10 protein-coding genes are annotated in these 17560 nt (G+C 47.9%); 9 read left to right on the top strand and 1 reads right to left on the bottom strand.

The window, feature by feature from the left end:
- Window positions 1-220: 220 nt before the first annotated feature.
- The 6 genes from smc (at window position 221) to NG833_RS17440 (ending at window position 8983) form a co-directional block, all read left to right on the top strand.
- Window positions 221-3955: a chromosome segregation protein SMC gene (smc, locus tag NG833_RS17415; protein ID WP_254566552.1), complete on the top strand. Its 3735-nt coding sequence runs from the start codon at window positions 221-223 to the stop codon at window positions 3953-3955.
- A 51-nt stretch (window positions 3956-4006) separates the two neighbouring features.
- Entirely contained in the window at window positions 4007-5029 is a 1023-nt protein-coding gene (locus NG833_RS17420) for a PRC-barrel domain-containing protein (RefSeq protein WP_254566553.1), read from the top strand.
- Between the two features lie 336 nt (window positions 5030-5365).
- Window positions 5366-5581, top strand: coding sequence for an NAD(P)H-quinone oxidoreductase subunit L (gene ndhL / locus NG833_RS17425; protein ID WP_305884997.1), 216 nt, complete (start codon window positions 5366-5368; stop codon window positions 5579-5581).
- Window positions 5582-5693: 112 nt separating this feature from the next.
- Window positions 5694-6011 carry a DUF3007 family protein gene (locus NG833_RS17430; protein WP_254566555.1) on the top strand — a complete coding sequence of 106 codons (318 nt, stop codon included), beginning with the start codon at window positions 5694-5696 and terminating at the stop codon, window positions 6009-6011.
- Window positions 6012-6317: 306 nt separating this feature from the next.
- Complete coding sequence (trpA, locus tag NG833_RS17435; RefSeq protein WP_254566556.1) at window positions 6318-7112, top strand: tryptophan synthase subunit alpha; 795 nt, start codon at window positions 6318-6320, stop codon at window positions 7110-7112.
- Window positions 7113-7750: 638 nt separating this feature from the next.
- Complete coding sequence (locus NG833_RS17440; RefSeq protein WP_254566557.1) at window positions 7751-8983, top strand: HhoA/HhoB/HtrA family serine endopeptidase; 1233 nt, start codon at window positions 7751-7753, stop codon at window positions 8981-8983.
- 40 nt (window positions 8984-9023) lie between these two features.
- On the opposite strand, the gene NG833_RS17445 is transcribed toward NG833_RS17440, so the two are convergent.
- Window positions 9024-9392 (bottom strand): DUF760 domain-containing protein, encoded by a 369-nt coding sequence (locus NG833_RS17445; protein ID WP_254566558.1) that lies wholly within the window; start codon window positions 9390-9392, stop codon window positions 9024-9026.
- A 950-nt stretch (window positions 9393-10342) separates the two neighbouring features.
- Between NG833_RS17445 and NG833_RS17455 the strand changes: the two genes are divergently transcribed.
- From NG833_RS17455 to NG833_RS17465, 3 genes are all read left to right on the top strand, one after another.
- Entirely contained in the window at window positions 10343-10861 is a 519-nt protein-coding gene (locus NG833_RS17455; RefSeq protein ID WP_254566559.1) for a DUF3122 domain-containing protein, read from the top strand.
- Window positions 10862-10974: 113 nt separating this feature from the next.
- Window positions 10975-11769 carry a radical SAM protein gene (locus NG833_RS17460; RefSeq protein ID WP_254566560.1) on the top strand — a complete coding sequence of 265 codons (795 nt, stop codon included), beginning with the start codon at window positions 10975-10977 and terminating at the stop codon, window positions 11767-11769.
- 219 nt (window positions 11770-11988) lie between these two features.
- On the top strand, window positions 11989-17520 hold the full coding sequence (locus tag NG833_RS17465; protein WP_254566561.1) for an ATP-binding sensor histidine kinase: 5532 nt from the start codon (window positions 11989-11991) through the stop codon (window positions 17518-17520).
- Window positions 17521-17560 lie beyond the last annotated feature (40 nt).

Raw genomic sequence — 17560 nt, forward strand, 5'->3', positions numbered from 1 at the left:
GTCACAAGAAACCTATTTTAAGTTTCAACCTCCATTCTGGTTTTTACAATGCACTCTACTGGTAGAACGATATGAGGTCCCTCCCCCAGAATAGAGGTCCCGGTTTTAATGCGATCGCGTTACTCCTTCCCAGGGGATTCGTGCTAATCTGTGAAGAATCGCTAAACTAGATTAAGAAGTCAACACCCCCAAGGGGCAATTCTGTAGCCCTCTAACCGATATGGTTCATATCACGCGCCTGGAACTGAGCAACTTTAAATCCTTTGGCGGCACGACGAGCATTCCTGTCTTGCCAGGGTTTACCGTGGTTTCAGGTCCTAACGGTTCGGGGAAATCCAATATTCTTGATGCCCTTCTCTTCTGTCTGGGCATCTCGACTTCTAAAGGGATGCGGGCGGAACGTTTGCCCGATTTAGTTAACCACAATCAATCCCGCAGTCGCGGCACTGTTGAGGCGAGTGTGACGGTGACGTTTGATTTGGGGGATTCGTTTGGGTTAATTGATACCCCCGATGCACCGGCAACCGCTACAAATGATGAATCGCCGGTGGAACCTGAACAGAGTTTAGAACCGGAAGAACCGGAGACAGTCGCCCCAGAACCCCACTCGGACAATGGCAATGGGTCGATCGCCTCGGAACCCTCTGCTGCCGAAACCCTTGCCGCAACTGCCGATCGCGAATGGAGTATCACCCGCAGGTTGCGCGTTACCAAAGGTGGCACCTACACCTCCACCTATTACATGAACGGGGAATCCTGCACCCTCACCCAACTCCACGAACAAATTAACCGCCTGCGGATTTACCCCGAAGGCTATAACGTGGTACTCCAAGGGGACGTTACCGCCATTATCTCCATGAATGGCAAGGAACGCCGGGAAATTATTGATGAACTGGCAGGGGTGGCAGCCTTTGACCGGAAAATCGTGCAAGCTAAAACTAAATTAGATGAAGTCAAGGAACGGGAAGACCGTTGCCGCATTGTTGAAAACGAGCTAAAAGTGCAGATTGAGCGCCTCTCCAAAGACCGCGCCAAGGCGGAACAATATAAAAAATTGCGCGCTGAGTTGCATGAAAAGGAGAAACTGGCGGCAGTGTTGGAATGGCGACAGTTGAAGCAACAAGAGTGGAAACTGCGGGAGCAAATTGAAGGGGGCGATCGCCAAGTGACCCAACTCGGCGACCAAATTACCTCTATTAGCGGCGAAATCCAACAAGCCAGCACCCGCCTGGAAGAACTCAACAATCGCGTCAAAGCCCTCGGGGAAGAGGAACTGATCGCCCTGCAATCCACCCTCGCCACCCAAGATGCGGAACACCGCCAACTGCAAAACCGCAAAGAGGAACAATCAGCCAACCGCCAACAGACCCTCGCTCAATTAGCACAAACTGAGCTAGATGTCAAGGCATTGCAGCAAGCCTTGCAAAAATTGGCTGAGGACCGGGAATTAGAAAAAAATGTGATTGTTTCGGTGCAGGAAAACCGGGATAGCACCCAAACCCTGTTAAACCAAAGACGGGAACAGGCGAGTGCGATCGCCTCCGCTTCTGAGGAGTGGGTGCAGCAACAAACCAACCTCCACCGCCAAATCGAAACCCTGCAAAAAAATCTCGACCCCCAGCGCACGGAACAAGCCCGTTTAACCGAACGCCGGGGACAACTTGAGCAGAAAATTGCCGAACAACAGGAGTCCCTGGAAACCTCCCGCCAGGACTTGATGAACCAGCAATTTGCGCGCACGGATATCGAACAACGGCATCAGTTAGCGGTGCAACAGGTGCAATCCTTGGCGCAAACGGTTTCTGCCTTGGAACAAGACTTGCAAGTGCAGCAGGAAACCCAAAAACGCCTGTTGGAAGAACAACGGGACAAACAACGGCGTTTGGACAAGTTGGAAGCCCAAAATCAAGCCCACCAAGAAGCCAGCGGAACTGGGGCGAGTAAGGTGATTTTACAAACCGGGTTGCCGGGAGTCTGTGGGTTGGTGGCGCAACTGGGACGGGTGGAACCGACCTATCAAATGGCATTGGAAACCGCTGCTGGTGGGCGCTTGGGTTATCTGGTGGTGGAGGATGATGGGGTCGCGGCAGCGGCGATCGAACTGTTGAAGCAAAAACGGGCTGGACGGGCGACGTTTTTACCTTTAAATAAAATTAGACCCTCGCGATTTTCGCCCATTGAAGCCTTGCGGAATGCCCCAGGGTTTGTGGATTATGCGGTGAATTTGATTGAATGCGATCGCCCTTATTTGCAAATTTTTGCCTATATTTTTGGCAATACGGTTGTCTTTGAAAGCATCAATTTAGCCCGTCCTTATTTGGGACAAGCGCGGATTGTTACTTTGGACGGGGATTTATTAGAAAGCACAGGGGCCATGACAGGGGGAAGTGCACCCCATCGGTCCAGCTTGCGGTTTGGGACGGGCGGGAATACCGAATCTGGGGAAGTGACGGCGCTGCAAAATCGCCTCCATGAAATTGAGACGATTTTAGAACGCTGTACCAGTGCCATTGCCACTGCTGCGGAAACAGTGAAACAGCGATCGGCGCAATTGGTGGAAGCGAAGCAGCAACAGCGGGAATTGCAGCTTAAATCGGAACAGTTGGAGAAAGAAATTAATGGGTTAACTGGGGCGATCGCCCAGTTAGAGCAACAATTAACCAAAAACTCCCAAGAGTTAGAAACCGCAACCTCCCAACTGCAAACCCTCGCCGCCGATTTACCGGATCAAGAAGTGCAGCTAGAACGCTGGCGGTTAGAACTTGCCAGCATGGAAGAATCTGGAACCAATAGCGAATGGCAACAAATCCAGTCCCAAGTGCGGGAACTGGAGAGTCAGCTACAGGAATGGGAACAGTCCCTGAGTGCCGCACAGTTACGGCAACAGGACTTAGGCAGTCAGTCTCAGCGGTTAGAGGAAAAAATCCAAGATGGACAAAAGCAGTTAACTCAATTACGGCAACAAGAAATTGCCGGAACTGAGACAATTGCACAGTTGCAGCAGCAACTCACGAGTTTGGGTCAGGAAATGGCGCAAACTCAAACTGCTTTGGCGGAAATTGAGTCCAAACTGGGGGAAGAAAAAACCGCCCGGGACCAAGCGGAAGCCAAGTTGCGGGAATTGCATTTAAGCCGTCAACAACTGGAATGGCAACTGCAAAAACTCCATGAAACCCAACAGGGACGGCGGGAACAACTCGTGAATATGCAACAAGAATTGCAACAACGCGAAGCCGAATTACCCGACCCACAACCGCCGGTTCCCGAGGCGATGGAGAACCGTTTGGCGACGGTATTGCAGGAATTGCAGAAAGAAGTGCGATCGCTGCAAAAACGGATTGAAGCAATGGAACCCGTAAATATGTTGGCCTTGGAAGAGTACGATCGCACCCAAGCCCGATTAGAGGAACTCAGCCAAAAACTCGCCACCTTAGAAGGGGAACGCACGGAAATTCTATTGCGGATTGAAAACTTCACAACCCTGCGACTCCGTGCCTTTAAAGAAGCCTTCGATGCCGTCAACGAAAACTTTCAAATCATCTTTGCCGAACTTTCCGACGGCGATGGCTATCTGCAACTCGACGACCCCGAAGACCCCTTTAGCAGTGGTTTATCCCTCGTCGCCCACCCCAAAGGCAAACCCGTGCAACGATTAGCCTCCATGTCTGGGGGAGAAAAATCCCTCACCGCCCTCAGTTTTATCTTCTCCCTGCAACGGTATCGTCCATCACCGTTTTACGCCTTTGATGAAGTGGATATGTTCTTAGATGGGGCAAATGTGGAACGATTGGCTAAAATAATAAAACAGCAAGCTGACGTGGCTCAGTTTATCGTCGTCAGTCACAAAACTCCCATGCTCAAACTAGCCGAGCGGGTGATTGGCGTAACCCAAGCCCGGGGAGCCTATACCCAAGTCATTGGACTACAAATTGAGCCAAAGACTTCGGCTGTATGATTTTATAGACCGTAATATTAAAGAGAATTCGCTATTAGGATTCAACTAAGAATGACATCTGATACCATCCGTCTGCGCTCCGACTTGTTAAATACTCAAGTGATCACCCGCGACACCGGCAAGCGCCTGGGGGTCGTCAAAGAACTGTTGGTAGACATTGACCGCCGACAGGTTGTAGCCTTGGGTCTGCGAGATAATCTCCTCTCAGTCGCCGGAATGCCCCGATTCATGTTTCTGCGGAGCATTGAACAGATTGGCGATGTGATCTTGGTTGAAGATGAAGACGTCATCGAAGATATTGATGTAGATGCCTACAGCCGGGTTATCAACAGCGAAGTGATTACCGAAACCGGCGAACTGTTGGGACGCGCCAGAGGGTTCAAGTTTGACCTGGCAACGGGTGAATTGGTGTCCCTGGTGATTGCTTCCTTGGGACTACCGCAAATCCCTGACCAAGTGATTAGTACCTACGAACTCCCGGTTGAGGAAATTGTCAGCAGTGGGCCCAATCGCTTGATTGTGTTTGAAGGGGCAGAAGAAAGACTCTCGCAGATTACTGTAGGATTTTTAGAGCGGTTAGGCATTGGGGAACCCCCTTGGGCGAGAGAAGAAGAAGCCCTGATCATGCCTACAGCGCGACCGGAAAATCAACTGCCGACGGGGATGGGAGTTCCGGCTCCAGAACCGTTGCGTGCGCCCTCCCGGGTAGTGGAAGAAGTCTGGGATGAGGATGAATCCTGGCAACAACCTGTGGTGGAACCGTTGCGCCAAGCTCAACCTGCACCGATTTACTACGAAGATGAGTTAGAAGAAGAAGATAACTGGAGCGAAGCCTCATCTCGGGATACCTACGATATGGACTACAACGAGCGCTATCAGGAGGCTTACGAGGAACCCAGCTATAGCGCCGCTCCAGTCTATGAAGAACCGGAATATGCTGAGGATTATGAATACAGTGATGTAGAATCCGACGCCTGGGCTCAAGAAGAGGATAAGTCCTACAACCCCCCTCGGATTAATATCCCGGAGAAAACCAAAGCGCCAGAATACGAGGAAGAACCGGGCGGTTATTAGAAACTAGCCCTCTCGTGTCATGGCTCTGCCATGACATGGGCCTTCTGCGGCTCTGCCGCCTGGTAGGGATTAGGAGGCAGAGCCTCCTAATGTGCGTGACTCGGCAGAGCCAAGTCACGAGGACACCTTGAGGGCGCAAGCATTGCGCCCCTACAAATACACATGGAGAGGGGGAGGAATTAGTACCTGGAGACCCTAGCAAGTTACAATACGGACGTGGGCGAGTTGAGCCAGTGCGGAACCTCTCCAAAAATGGGGTAAACTCCTTGCATTAAGGCGATCGCGCCTCATTATTGTAAAACCCTCATCATTGCCATCATGCCGATTCTCAACGATATGACTATTGCCTTACTGTTGTATGTGGTTTTAGGCGGGATTTACCTATTGGTTGTCCCCTTAGCCCTCTACTTTTGGTTACAAAAGCGCTGGTATGTCGCCAGTTCTTTTGAACGGGCTTTTCTGTATTTCTTGGTGTTTTTCTTTTTCCCGGGAATGTTAGTGCTCGCTCCCTTTTTGAATTTTCGACCCAAGCGACGAGAAATTAACGTTTAAAACAGGAATGAAGAAATTGGGAAATCAACCGCTAGAACTTCTAGCGATGCGTTGATTCTCGATTTCTTCGTCCTCGAATTATTCATAAAATTTAGATAAAAATCACGCAAGTATGCGAAGAATTGATGCATTAGGGATTGGCTTGGGTGTTTTCCTGGCTGGTGGTTTAGCCTATCTGGGATTTCAGGGTGCTGGGTTTGATAGCATTACTGCCGGAATTTGGAGCCAAGTTTTATTAGTCGGTGGGTTAGTGGGATGGTTACTCACCTATTTATTCCGTGCTGTGAATGGAGATATGACCTATCATCAGCAGGTGGAAGATTATAAAACTGCCGTTCTGCAAAAGCGCTTAGAAGAATTGACGCCGGAAGAATTGGCTAAAATTCAAGCGGAGATTGAAGCGGAGAATGAGGCGGAAGAGAACGACTGAAGTCGTTACTACGAACATAAGAGAACGACTGAAGTCGTTACTACGAACATAAGAGAACGACTGAAGTCGTTACTACGAACATAAGAAAGAGAACGACTGAAGTCGTTACTACGAACTTAAGAAAGAGAACGACTGAAGTCGTTACTACGAACTTAAGAGAACGACTGAAGTTTCTTCGTTTGTAGTAACGACTTCAGTCGTTATCCGGCTGGACCCCCGGAAGTTACCCCGAGATAGGATTTGATAAATTAACAGCCCGGGCAGATGATACGCTAGTTAATCTATCCAAGCTAGGTAAGTTATAAAATGACATCGGTTTCCCAGTGCTTTGCGTCCCTGCGCGATCGCCAGCAGTGTGCTTTGATCCCGTTTATCACCGCAGGGGATCCAGATTTGCAGACCACCGCTAAAGCCTTGCAACTGTTAGATAGCAAGGGTGCGGATTTAATTGAATTAGGGGTTCCTTACTCAGACCCCCTGGCGGATGGACCCGTGATTCAAGCTGCCGCAACTCGTGCACTGCAACGGGGTACGCGCTTGGAAGCTGTCTTAGAAACCGTCAAGGCAGTAACGCCTACTTTGCAGTCGCCCATTATTTTATTCACCTACTACAACCCAATTCTCAAACAGGGTGTGGACACTTTCCTCAAAAATGCTGCCGATGCTGGAGTGCGAGGCTTAGTCGTCCCGGATTTGCCCTTAGAAGAGTCAGAGGACATCCTCAAAAAAGCTGATGACCGGGGGATTGAGGTCGTGTTATTAGTCGCCCCCACGAGTCCAAAAGCCCGGATTGAGGCGATCGCCCGTCAGTCCAGAGGATTTATCTACCTCGTCAGCGTTACCGGCGTTACCGGGATGCGGTCCCAAGTCCAGTCTCGCGTCGAAGACATTCTCGCCGAAATGCGCCAAATCACCGATAAACCCATTGGAGTCGGATTTGGCATCTCCTCCCCAGAAATGGCGCGCCAAGTCAAAGACTGGGGTGCAGATGCCGCCATTGTCGGGAGTGCCTTTGTCAAACGATTAGCCGAAGGAACCCCGGAAGAAGGATTAACCTCCATTGGTGAGTTTTGCCAGAGTTTAAAAGAGGCGATCGGCTAAAAAATTATCCCTGAACAACTCCCTCCCTCCGGTCCCCTCCCCTGTGTCTTGGGGAGGGGAAACCACCCCGCCCCTTCGGGGCCCCCCTCCAAAGGAGGGGAATTTTGGGGCTTATTCCCCTCCCTTGGAGGGGTGTCCCGAAGGGACGGGGTGGTCTCTTTTTCTGAGTTTCAACTTAGGAAATAAGGCCGAAAACCCTTGGGGTGTAACGCTTACGGGGTCTGTAAAATTTTAGAAGGAAACAGCCCTCCCCAAGACATCACCGGAGGGAACTGGAAGTCCCCTTACTCTTAGGCAAATTACCCTGAACGTAAAAAACCTACCGTTCTAGGAGGGCTAGGGTGGGGTCCTCTTCGCAACTCGCCAAACCCCTATGACAGCGACACCCGGCGGGTGTTTGAACTCCCGCTGGTTATTACCCGAGGGGAAGATGTCAGCTTTAACTAACTTTTACCCAATCTACTCCCTGAACCTTCGCTCCAACCCCAAGAATTAGGCTACAGTGGGAGAAAATAGGCTACCCCAATCTTGGGATCTGCTTATTGGTAAGATTTAATCCAAGGGCTGCTTTTGCCAGCCTCAACAATTAAGTGCCATCTGGGGATGAGTTGTATCGCTATCGAATGGGGAAACCAGCTATGCGTCAAGTATTAAAGCGGCTGATTGTGGGTTTGAACTTGTTAGTCCTCGGTGGGAGTGTCGGCACGATCGCCAGCCGATCTATCCAGTTCGAGAACACTCTGGGAAAACAGCCCATAGCTATGCCGGTGATGCTACCGGAGGCTACCCCTCCCGTCAATACCGATGCCGACTCAGAGATTGACACCAATCCCGCCTTCATGGAACAGCCCATTGACCGCAATTTTATCGCCTCGGCTGCGGCAAAAGTGGGTCCAGCAGTGGTGCGAATTGATGCGATGCGGTCCGGAAGAACGGTGGAGGAGAATGACCCCAGCAATCCCTTTTTTAGAAAATTTTTTGGGGACGAAATGCCACCCCCGAGACAACGGGGCAACCACGGGACGGGATCCGGGTTTATTTTGAGCGCTGAGGGTCAAATTATCACCAATGCTCATGTGGTAGAAGGGACCGAGGTGGTGAAAGTGACCTTAAATGATGGGCGCATCTTTGAGGGGAAAGTGATGGGGATTGATTCCCTCACGGATTTAGCGGTGGTGAAAATTGAAGGGACTGGGTTGCCGAAGGTCAAGTTAGGGAATTCGGAGAATTTGGTGCCTGGACAATGGGCGATCGCGATCGGCAGTCCCCTGGGATTGGATAACAGTGTCACCGTGGGGATTATCAGCGCCACCGGGCGATCGAGTTCCCAAGTGGGAATTTCTGATAAGCGGGTTCGCTTTATCCAAACCGATGCCGCGATTAATCCCGGGAATTCCGGGGGACCGTTACTCGACGATCGCGGGGAAGTAATTGGGGTGAATACGGCAATTCGCGCTGATGCTCAAGGATTAGGGTTTGCCATCCCCATCGAAACTGCTAAACGGATTGCCAATGAATTATTTACAAACGGTCAAGTCTCTCACCCCTTTTTGGGCATTCAAATGGTGGAGTTGACTCCCCAAGTCCGGGACAAATTAGAGGAACGCCTGGAAGGGGTGAAGATTCTCACGGAAACTGGGGTGGTGATTATGGCGGTGTTACCGGACACTCCGGCGCAAAAAGCCCAGTTGCAAAAAGGGGATGTGATTCAAAAAATTAACGGGGTGGCGATCGCCACAGCCACCGAAGTGCAAGAATTGGTAGAAGCCACCCAAATCGGTGGACTACTAGAACTGGAAGTGAACCGCCAAGGGGCCATCGCCACCATTGCTGTGCGTCCTGGGGTGTTTCCCCTCGATCGCCGGAACTAAAGGGCGATCGGGCTCAACTTCCCCAGGTTGAATCCGTCGTCTAACGCGATCCATGTTTCCCTGAACCGCCACCAGCAGAGTCATTCCCGAGGGGATTAACTTGGGATAACCGTTCCTCCAAATGCATCCGTTGTTCCATCTTGTGCAGGAAATAACCCGTCATCATGGCAGATGCCAACAAACCAGACAGATTCTCTCGGTTTGTCGTAATTTGCACCTCAAAGTTCTCCGACGGCAGGACACCCACCAGTCCCTGAACGTTCTGAGAGATAATTTCCTTAATTTCCGGGCTGACTGACTTGGCAACCCGCGCCAAAACTTCTGGCGGTTGATGCTGTAAGTATTTCAGCAACTGATTTGCTTCGACATCTTCATCGTGGGAATTCAGAAAGTCAGGTTGATAAACCATGAGGATCCTAAGTAGCTCAAGTGCTTATTTTCTACTTTAAACCATTGTGCTGGGCAGATGCCTCCTTGCCCATCTGGATTCAAAACCCGCCCTGTGCGAGCATTACCACAGAAACAAGAGGCTGTCAACGTCTAAAGCCGTAAAAATTTCCACCCTCGTCAATCTCCCCCTCAAACCACCGCCAATTCATAAAATCCGGTAAATTTAGGATTAACAGTTGACTTAGATAGAAAAATCGTGCATAATAGCTATGCTTTGGCGAAATGCTTAATCTTACCGGCTCACACAGCCGCATCAGATTAAACCCTAGCCGAACTGCTCGGGGGCGTGGCGGAATGGTAGACGCTACGGACTTAGAAAACTGAGCCTTATTGGAGAAATCCTTTAAGTGACCGCTCTCAAATTCAGGGAAACCTAACTCTGGCAACAGACAAGGCAATCCTGAGCCAAGCCGAAATTTCGGAAGGTGCAGAGACTCGACGGGAGCTACCCTAACGTAAAGCCGAGGGTAAAGGGAGAGTCCAATTCTCAAAACCAGTATTCTGGCAGCAGCGAAAGTTGCGGGAGAATGAAAATCCGTTGGCTGGAGACAGCCGTGTGGGTTCAAGTCCCACCGCCCCCATCCTATCTAAAATAAACAGCAAGTCATTGGTCGTTGGTCATTGGTCATTGGTCGTTGGTCATTGGTCGTTGGTCATTGGTCGTTGGTCATTGGTCGTTGGTCATTGGTCGTTGGTCGTTGGTCATTGGTCATTGGTCCTGTGTTGTTTCTTCGTTCAACGTCACGACTTGCTGTCGTTGTCTTCGTTCGTAGTAACGACTTCAGTCGTTTCCGGGTTGCCAAGACCAAACTCATCCCCATCTCCCCCCAGCAGTTCAAACCCGCTCGGTATTTAGCGTCCCTATCTCCACTACGATAGAAGCATTACCTTCAAAACAATCTAATATCTATGTGGCCTCGCATCAAATCCATCCTTTCTAAACTGCTGCTTCTCTTTTCCCTGGTATCACTCCTGATTTTAGGAGAAAGTCACTTAACTGCACAACCCGCTTGGGCGGAAATCCGCCAAATCGAGGAAGCACCCGGTCAATTCCTGTACCAATCTCAACATAGTTTACGAGACCAGGCCGGATATTCTTGGCAAGTGGTACTCTTTAAACAAGTTAAAGACGCAACCGTGACTGGAGTCAATCTCAGATTAGTAGGATTTCCAGGAGTGGCGGACTTTTCCCATCCCAAACCGCTTCAGATTAAAATAGACACAGGGGAAATTTTCACGGCAGAAGATGAGTTTGCGGACAAATCTCCCGCCCCAAATGTGGGGCAGTACGATTTAAAATCTGTGCTGTTGAAACTGCCCATGAATCAGCGAACCGTACTCCTTTTACCGATCGCAGACAATCGCACGGTTTCATTGCCAATCCCACCTTCTATCATCCTCGAATGGCAAACCCTCGCCCAAAATTAACCGTTGAACTGAGGCGATCGCAATTCGAGGGGACTGAGCAAGACCGATTCTAAACTAGGCGCTTCCCCCATCGTCTTTCCACTCTTCAATTTTGGAGTGCTTTGTTAACAACAATGAATGCAACTCAAACCTTTTCATCCGTCTATGGACCCGTCTCCTCTTGGCGGTATGGCCGATCGCTGGGGATTGACCCCATTGGCAGTATTTCTACCTGTTCCTTTAATTGTGTTTACTGCCAACTGGGAGAAATTGAACAGAAAACTGGCGATCGGGCTATTTATATTCCCACCCAACAAATTCTCGATGAACTGGAAGCATTTGCACCTTGGGATGTGGATGTAATTACCCTCAGTGGCAGTGGGGAACCGACATTAGCTTTAAATTTAAGGGAAATTTTGCAGGGAATCGCCAGTCGCACCCATCGTCCGACATTAGTGCTCACCAATGGCACAACCTTGGGGAATCCAGAAGTTCGGAATGCCTTGGCGACTGCGGACCGGGTTTCCATTAAACTTGATGCTGTATCAGAACGCCGATTTCAAGGGATAAATCGCCCCATTGAGGGGATTAATTTAGCGGAGATTTGGGCAGGAATTGAGCAGTTTTGTCAAGATTATCCCGGAGAAATTGGCATTCAAACCATGCTGTTATCCCCGTGGGATGCTCAGACGAAAGGGGAATATATTTCCCGGATGCGATCGCTGGGGGTGGATGAAATTCAACTGAATACTCCCACCCGTCCCAAACCCGTAAACCGGCAATTAGATGGACGGGGAAATCATCATCCCCAGGAAACTCGACCCTATCCGGTGCAGATGTTGCCCTGTCTCAATCCCGAGGTTTTACAAAACTTGGCCCGGGAGATTGCTGAGGCGACGGGAATTGCGGTGCGATCGGCTCCAGCGTAATTCAGATTGGTGATTTTAGCGCCATCCAGAACCGGGTCATGATTTCATGATTCCTGGATGGGGGCGATCGGTCAATATATCCCTGAATCCCATGAGGTAATGGTTCCTGTTTTCCCTTGAATGCAATGAGTTTAAGGGAAACTGAATTTACACAATTTCTCAGTTGTAGACAATTCAATGATACCCTAAACTCAATTATCCATTGATATCACTGAATTTATGAGCCTGATTCCAGGGTATTCCCAAATCCAGGAAATTCAATCCGGCCTGAGAACGGTCATTTACCGCGCCTATAGTAAACGGACGCAACAACCCGTTATTATTAAAATCCTGAAAGCAGAATTTCCACCCGCTCAAGATATTGCCCGCTTTAAGCATGAATATGAAATAATCAGTGCGCTGAATATTTCAGGCATTGTCAAACCTTACAGTTTAGAAAACTATCAAAATGGTCTGGCTTTAGTGTTAGAGGATTTTGGGGGCTATTCACTCAAAATCTATCGAGAAACCCAAGACATTGAACTTACCGAATTTTTACAAATTGGAATTCAACTCGCGACGACTTTAGCACAACTCCATCACAACCAGATTGTTCATAGAGATATTAAACCCCACAATATTATTATTAATCCGGAGACTGGGGAAGTCAAGATTGCCGATTTTAGTATTGCGATTTCGGGGACGAAAGAGACTCAGGGGATAATTGCAGTCGATGGGATTGAAGGGACTCTGGCTTATATGTCCCCGGAACAAACGGGGAGAATGAATCGGGCGATCGACTATCGCACGGATTTATATTCATTAGGCATTACCTTTTATGAACTGCTGACGGGACAGCTACCCTTGATGGCGAAAACCCCCTTAGAATGGGTTCATCAACATATTGCGAAAAAGCCGATTTCTCCGGATTGTCTCAACCCGGAGATTCCTCCGATTCTCGCGGAAATCGTGATGAAATTAATCGCGAAAACCCCGGAGGAACGCTATCAAAGTGCCTGGGGGGTGAAGGTGGATTTGGAAATTTGCCTGAACCAATTGCAAACCCAAGGCAGCATTGATCCGTTTCTAATTGCCCTTCAGGATCGCACAGGAAAAATTGCCAATCCCCGCAAAATTTACGGACGCGATCGTGAAATTGCGATGCTCCAGTCTACCTTCACCCGCATCAGTCAAGGTCCTCGGGAAACCCTCTTAATTGCTGGACATTCGGGCATTGGTAAATCGGCTTTAGTCAAACAACTTCAGCCTTGGATCCGAGAACATAACGGGTATTTTATCTCCGGTAAGTTCGATCGCTATAAACAAAATATTCCCTACCGAGCCCTACTGAGTGCCTTTCGCGAATTAATTCGCCAACGGTTAACAGAACCCCAAGACATCCTGGAAGAGTTTACTGAAACCCTCCAAAAAGCATTAGGCAGCAATGGCAAAATCATTGCGGATGTCATTCCGGAAATTGAACTGGTACTCGGTGAACAACCGGCTGTTTCTGACCTATCTCCCACGGAATCTCAAGCGCGATTTCATCGGACTTTTAAAGCATTTGTGGAAGTTTTTACCCAAGAGAAACATCCCCTCTGTTTGTTTTTAGATGATTTGCAATGGGCGGATTCCGCGTCATTAAAATTAATTCAGCTTCTGATGACTGAAGCCGAGAGCAAATCTCTACTTTTGGTGGGGACTTATCGATCCAATGAGGTGGATGCTACTCATGGATTAATTGCCACCCTGAATCAAATGCAAAACAACGGCGCTGTTGTGAATGCGATTCCGTTGAGAGGATTGGAACTTGAGGATATCCAAAACCTTCTCAGCGATACCCTGAATATGGGGGGCGATCGCATCGCACCTCTGGCTCAATTTATTTACAATAAAACCGATGGAAATCCTTTCTTTTCTCTGCAATTACTCCAGTCTTTAGCCCAGGATAATTTATTAACTTTTGATTTTGAACAGGGCGAGTGGCAGTGGGAAATCAATCGCCTCCAAGGGACAGAAATTACCGATGATGTCATCGAACTCACCCTCACCCAAATTCAAAAGCTGCCCGAACCCACCCAAGCGCTTTTAAACTTAGCAGCTTGTATTGGCAACCGCTTCGATTTAAACTTCCTCACCTGGGTTAATGGAGGTCCAACATCTGACACCATTCAGCAATTATATCCCGCACTCCAAGAATGCTTTATTTTCCCCATCAATGAGCCAGAAATCAGTCCTGAAATTGTCCAAAATGTCGAGGGTTCGGTCTTAATTGATGGGGAAGCGGTCAAAACTTCCTACAAATTTATTCACGATCGCGTCCAACAAGCGGCTTATTCCCTGATTCCTGAAGAACAAAAGAAAATAGTTCATTTAAAAATTGGACGGTTGCTGTTGCAAAATGTCCAGGGTGTGGACTTAGAAAACAAGTTATTTGATATCGTCGAACATCTCAATTTTGGGTATGAATTAATCAGCGATCGGCAGGAACTCTGCAACTTAGCCCAACTCAATCTCACCACAGGTCAAAAAGCAAAAGCGGCAACCGCTTATGAACAAGCCCTCAGATATTTTAATTTTGCCCTACAACGCCTGGGTGAAATCGGGTGGCAGGAGGAGTATGAACTCACGCTCAAATTGTTCATTGCTGCTATAGAATCAGAATATTTGCAAGGTAATTTCACCCGAGTCGATGAGCTTTATGCGGGGGCTTTTGAACAGGCAAAAACTTTATTAGATAGAGTAAAACTTTATGAATTAAATATTCAAATTAATACCGCTAAAAATCAGACAAAATTAGCTTTAACAACTGGATTAGAAGCTTTAACACTGCTTGGAGTGGGCCTACCCAATCAAGATAAAGCGATCCGTGCTTATGCCAATCACCTGTTTCAAGAACTTCCCCAAGATAGTCATCAAATTGAAGCCTTAGCCAACTTGCCCGTGATGACTGATCCGCATAAAATCGCGGCAATGAGGATCCTGGTAAGTATGACCCCTGCCGCTCATCTGATCAGTCCGTCTTTATTCCCCGCAGTTGTTTTGACGATGATTAAACTCTCAATTGAATGGGGTAATTCCCCTCTCGCCGCTTATGCGTATGGGATTTATGCCATGTTGTTATGCGGGATTCATTTAAAAATTGAGGCTGCCCATCAATTTGGACAATTATCTGTGCGGGTTCTCAACCAATTTAATGCTCCTGAATTCAAAAATAAAATTACTTTACTTTATAACGTTTTTGTTAAAAAATATAAATTTCCGACCATTTTATCTCTTCAGCCCCTAGAAGATAATATTCAAACCTGTCTGGATATGGGGGATATAGAATATGGCTTCTATAGCGCCATTCATCATGTCAATTTTATGTTTTTTATTGGGGAGTCCTTAGAGCTAGTCAACCAGAAACAACAAGAGTATCTGGAGAAAATGCAGAAGGTTCAAATCGAATTTCATATCTCTTATATTAAAGTTTGGCGACAAATGATTCTGAATTTGCAGGGAGAAGCACCGGAACCCTGTGAATTGGTGGGGTCTAGCTTTAATGAAAGAGAAACCCTAGGAATTTGGATTGAACAAAGTCAACTGCTGTTACTGTTTGTGGCATCTTTTTGTAAAACATTTTTATGTTATCTATTCCAAGACTATTCCCAAGCGGTCCAGTCGGGAAAATCAGCCGAAAAATACGGAAAACAAGGATCCGGTTTACCCTATTGGTCTGAACATAATTTTTATTATTCTTTGTCCCTGTTGGCCGATTGCGATCGCCTCGATAAACGGGCCAGACAAACCACACTCCGGAAAGTCACCGAACATCAAAAACAGATGCAAATCTGGGCCGAATTTTCCCCCACAAATTTTCGCCATAAATATGACTTAGTAGAGGCGGAAAAAGCGCGAGTGAAAGGGCAAACCCTGCTGGCAATGGAATATTATGACCGCGCCATTCAAGGGGCTAAAAAATATCGATATCTCCAGGAAGAAGCCATCGCCTACGAACGCGCTGCCCTGTTTTATTCTCACCTCGGGCGCGATGAAATCGCCCAAACCTATTTGAAAAAAGCCCATTATAGTTATGGACGTTGGGGTGCAACCGCTAAACTCAAAGCCCTAGAAGAAAAATATCCAATGGGGATGTTGCAATCGACTCCCTTAGATGAATATGGCAATTTCAGCCAGATTACCAGTACCTCCACCTCCACCAGTACCACGGTTCATAATCGGGGATTAGATTTAGCCAGCGCCCTCAAAGCCTCTCAGGCGATCGCCTCAGAAATTGTTTTGACCAAGCTGATTGAAACCTTGATGACTATTCTCCTGGAAAATGCCGGGGCTCAAACCGCTTTCCTCATCTTAAAACATAACGGTGAACTCAGCTTAAAAGCCACCGCTTCCGTAGAAACTGCCGAAGTCATCCTCCACGACTATACCCCACTCACCCAAAATTTAATCCTGCCGTTATCTGCGATTAATTATGTCATCCGCACCAAACAAAGCCTCGTTTTAAATGATGCCCGCTATGAACTCACCTTTAGCACCGACCCCTATATTATTAAAAATCAACCTAAATCTATTTTATGCACTCCCATCCTCGATCGCGGACAACCGATTGGCTTACTTTACTTAGAAAATAATAGTACCAAAAGCGCCTTTACCCCTGAACGCCTAGAATTTTTAACCGTCCTCTCTTCCCAACTGGCAATTTCCCTAGAAAATTCCCTGCTGTATGCCAATTTAAGCGCCGCCAGCGAAGACTTAAAACGCGCTAACGACCAATTAGAAGAAGCCAACCAAACCCTAGAACTAAGAGTCCAAGCGCGCACCCAACAACTCAAAGATAAAAATCAGCGCTTAAAACAAGCGATGCAGGAACTCAAACAGACCCAGACTCAACTGATTCAAACGGAAAAAATGTCGAGTCTCGGCCAAATGATTGCCGGAATTGCTCATGAAATTAACAATCCCGTTAATTTTGTCTATGGTAACATTACCCATGTCGGGGAATATATCCAAGATTTGCTCCACTTAATCGAACTCTATCAAGAACATTCACCGGAAACTCCTGGGGATATTCAAGAAGAAATCGAGGCGATCGAACTTGATTTTATTTTAACCGATTTGCCTAAACTGCTCTCTTCTATGAAAATTGGTGCCGAACGGATTCGGTCCATTGTCCTCTCCTTGCGGAATTTTTCGCGCCTGGATGAAAGCGAAATGAAACAAGTCGATATTCATGAAGGGATAGAGAGTACCCTGCTGATTTTGCAGCATCGCCTCAAAGGAAATCCGGGATATTGCGCCATTGAAATCATCAAAAACTATAGTGAAATCCCTCAAGTCGAATGTTTTCCAGGACAGCTTAATCAAGTGCTGATGAATCTATTAGCCAATGCGATCGATGCCTTAGAATGCTATCGAAAAGAAGATGCAGAGGCCGGATTCTCTGAACTACAGGGAAACTCTGAACCCAGTTTTCGTCGGTCCCCAACGATTCAAATCCACACGACAAAAGTCAGTCCGAATTCCGTCGCGATTCGGATTGCGGATAATGGACCGGGTATTCCCAAAGCAGCCCAAAAACGCTTGTTTGACCCCTTTTTCACAACGAAACCCGTGGGGAGTGGTACGGGTTTAGGGTTAGCCATTTGCTATCAAATTATTGTCGAAAAACATGGAGGTCAAATTCGCTGTAGTTCCCACCCCCCCGACGGCGCAGAATTTATCCTGGAAATTCCAATTAAGCAACCCCTCCATCGTCGGGTAGACTCGTGATGCTGCTCAACGGAGTAACCCCGTCAATGTAGGGGCGCAA

The sequence above is a fragment of the Oscillatoria sp. HE19RPO genome, assembly GCF_024220515.1.
Taxonomy (GTDB): Bacteria; Cyanobacteriota; Cyanobacteriia; order Cyanobacteriales; family Laspinemataceae; genus Laspinema.

What these genes read in the sequence shown, in the direction of transcription:
- NG833_RS17460 (WP_254566560.1), top strand. Translation starts at nt 10,975, where the DNA reads ATGAATGCAACTCAAACCTTTTCATCCGTCTATGGACCCGTCTCCTCT.
- NG833_RS17445 (WP_254566558.1), bottom strand. Translation starts at nt 9,392, where the DNA reads ATGGTTTATCAACCTGACTTTCTGAATTCCCACGATGAAGATGTCGAA.
- NG833_RS17440 (WP_254566557.1), top strand. Translation starts at nt 7,751, where the DNA reads ATGCGTCAAGTATTAAAGCGGCTGATTGTGGGTTTGAACTTGTTAGTC.
- NG833_RS17465 (WP_254566561.1), top strand. Translation starts at nt 11,989, where the DNA reads ATGAGCCTGATTCCAGGGTATTCCCAAATCCAGGAAATTCAATCCGGC.
- trpA (WP_254566556.1), top strand. Translation starts at nt 6,318, where the DNA reads ATGACATCGGTTTCCCAGTGCTTTGCGTCCCTGCGCGATCGCCAGCAG.
- ndhL (WP_305884997.1), top strand. Translation starts at nt 5,366, where the DNA reads ATGACTATTGCCTTACTGTTGTATGTGGTTTTAGGCGGGATTTACCTA.
- NG833_RS17420 (WP_254566553.1), top strand. Translation starts at nt 4,007, where the DNA reads ATGACATCTGATACCATCCGTCTGCGCTCCGACTTGTTAAATACTCAA.
- smc (WP_254566552.1), top strand. Translation starts at nt 221, where the DNA reads ATGGTTCATATCACGCGCCTGGAACTGAGCAACTTTAAATCCTTTGGC.
- NG833_RS17455 (WP_254566559.1), top strand. Translation starts at nt 10,343, where the DNA reads ATGTGGCCTCGCATCAAATCCATCCTTTCTAAACTGCTGCTTCTCTTT.
- NG833_RS17430 (WP_254566555.1), top strand. Translation starts at nt 5,694, where the DNA reads ATGCGAAGAATTGATGCATTAGGGATTGGCTTGGGTGTTTTCCTGGCT.